General features: G+C 69.6%; 2 protein-coding genes and 1 pseudogene. All 3 read left to right on the top strand.

Annotation, left to right across the window (positions count from 1 at the left end):
* A pseudogene (locus tag ABNT58_RS00015) lies at positions 1 to 267 on the top strand (acetyl-CoA C-acetyltransferase); the annotation flags it as partial.
* Positions 268 to 280: 13 nt separating this feature from the next.
* Positions 281 to 946 carry an SDR family oxidoreductase gene (locus ABNT58_RS00010; RefSeq protein ID WP_348751471.1) on the top strand — a complete coding sequence of 222 codons (666 nt, stop codon included), beginning with the start codon at positions 281 to 283 and terminating at the stop codon, positions 944 to 946.
* Between the two features lie 33 nt (positions 947 to 979).
* The coding region (locus ABNT58_RS00005) for an acyl-CoA dehydrogenase family protein (RefSeq protein ID WP_348751470.1) at positions 980 to 2,043 on the top strand (1,064 nt) is incomplete at its 3' end.

Raw genomic sequence — 2,043 nt, 5'->3', positions numbered from 1 at the left:
TGGCAGCCCGGCCAGGTCGACCTGTGGGAAGTGAACGAGGCCTTTGCCGCCGTCACCATGGCGGCCATGGCCGAGTTCAAGCTGCCGCACGACATCGTCAACGTGCATGGCGGCGCGGTGGCGCTGGGCCACCCCATCGGCGCCTCGGGCGCGCGCATCGTCGTCACGCTGCTGGGTGCGATGAAGAAGCGCAACGCCCGGCGTGGCGTGGCCTCGCTGTGCATCGGCGGCGGCGAAGCCACCGCCATGGCGCTGGAACTGCTGTGAGCGGGGCCGCACGATGAAGGTGCTGGTGATCGGCGCCAGCCGCGGGCTGGGACAAGAGCTGGTGCGCCAATGCCTGGCCGACCGTGCCCAGGTCACGGCCACCGCCCGTGGCACTGAAGGTGTGGCCGCACTGCAGGCCATGGGCGCCGAAGCCTTTGCGCTGGACGTGAGCGATGCCGCCAGCGCCTCGGGCATCGCCTGGCGCTGCGACAACGCGGGCTTCGACCAGGTGTGGCTGATGGCCGGCGTGTACGGCCCGCGCACGCAGGCGCTGCAAACGCCCACCGAAGCCGACTTCGACGCGGTGATGCACACCAACGTACTGGGCGCCATGCGGGTGCTGCCGCAGCTGGCCGATGCGTTGGCGCCCGGCGCCAAGGTGGCGGTGCTGTCGTCGCGCATGGGCTCCATCGGCCTGCGCTCGGCCACCGCCGGCTGGCTGTACCGCGCCAGCAAGGCCGCGCTCAACTCGGTGGTCAAAGACGTGTCGCTGGCCTGGCAGGACAGGGCCGTTTGCGTGGCCTTGCACCCCGGCTGGGTGCAGACCGACATGGGCGGCAGCCAGGCCGACCTGACGCCGCAGCAGAGCATTGCCGACCTGCGCCGCACCGTGGCCGGCCTGACGCCGCAGCACAGCGGCGGCTTTTTCAACCACGACGGCCAGCCGCTGGTCTGGTAGCCCAGCAGCCCGGCAACAAGCAGGACCCCTCGCATGCATCTGAGTGAAGACCACCGCGCCATCCAGGACGCCGTGCGCAGCTATGTGCAGGACTGCATTGCGCCGCAGGCGGCGCAATGGGACAAGGCGCACCACTTTCCGAAGGCCGAGCTGCAAGGCCTGGCCGAGCTGGGCTGCTACGGCGTGGCCGTGCCTGACGCGTACGGCGGCGCGGGGCTGGACTACCTGTCGCTGGCCTTGATCCTGGAAGAGATCGCGGCCGGCGACGGCGGCACCTCCACCGTGGTCAGCGTCAACAACTGCCCGGTGTGCTCCATCCTGCTGGCCTGGGGCAACGAAGCGCAGAAGCAGCAATGGCTGGTGCCGCTGGCCAGCGGCCGCATGCTGGGCGCCTTCTGCCTGACCGAGCCGCACGTGGGCTCACAGGCCGATGGCCTGAAGACCACCGCGGTGCGCGAGGGTGACGACTACGTGATCAACGGCGTCAAGCAGTTCATCACCAGCGGCCAGAACGGCGACGTGGCCATCGTGATGGCGGTGACCGACAAGGCCGCCGGCAAGCGCGGCATCAGCGCCTTCCTGGTGCCCACCAACGCGCCCGGCTACACCGTGGCGCGGCTGGAAGACAAGATGGGCCAGCACAGCAGCGACACCGCGCAGATCCTGTTCGAGAACTGCCGCGTGCCCGCCGCCAACCGCCTGGGCGAAGAAGGCCAGGGCCTGAAGATCGCCCTCTCGGGCCTGGAAGGCGGGCGCATCGGCATCGCCTCACAAAGCGTGGGCATGGCCCGCGCCGCCTTCGAGGCCGCACTGGCCTACAGCAAAGACCGCGTGGCCTTCGGCCAGCCGATCTTTCAGCACCAGGCGGTGCAGTTCCGCCTGGCCGACATGGCCACGCAGATCGAAGCGGCCCGCCAGCTCATCTGGCATGCGGCCAGCCTGAAAGACGCCGGCCAACCCTGCCTGAAAGAAGCCGCAATGGCCAAGCTGTTTGCCAGCGAAATGGCCGAACGCGTCTGCAGCGCCGCCATCCAGACCCTGGGCGGCTACGGCTACGTCAGCGACTTTCCCCTGGAGCGCATCTACCGCGACGTGCG

Origin of the sequence: uncultured Aquincola sp., from assembly GCF_964001545.1 — a bacterium.
Taxonomy (GTDB): domain Bacteria; phylum Pseudomonadota; class Gammaproteobacteria; order Burkholderiales; family Burkholderiaceae_C; genus Aquincola.
Note: the sequence above shows the minus strand (reverse complement) of the source record. Positions and strands in the feature narration are given on the sequence as shown.

Coding starts and splice junctions, on each gene's coding strand:
- ABNT58_RS00010 (WP_348751471.1), top strand. CDS start 281: ATGAAGGTGCTGGTGATCGGCGCCAGCCGCGGGCTGGGACAAGAGCTG.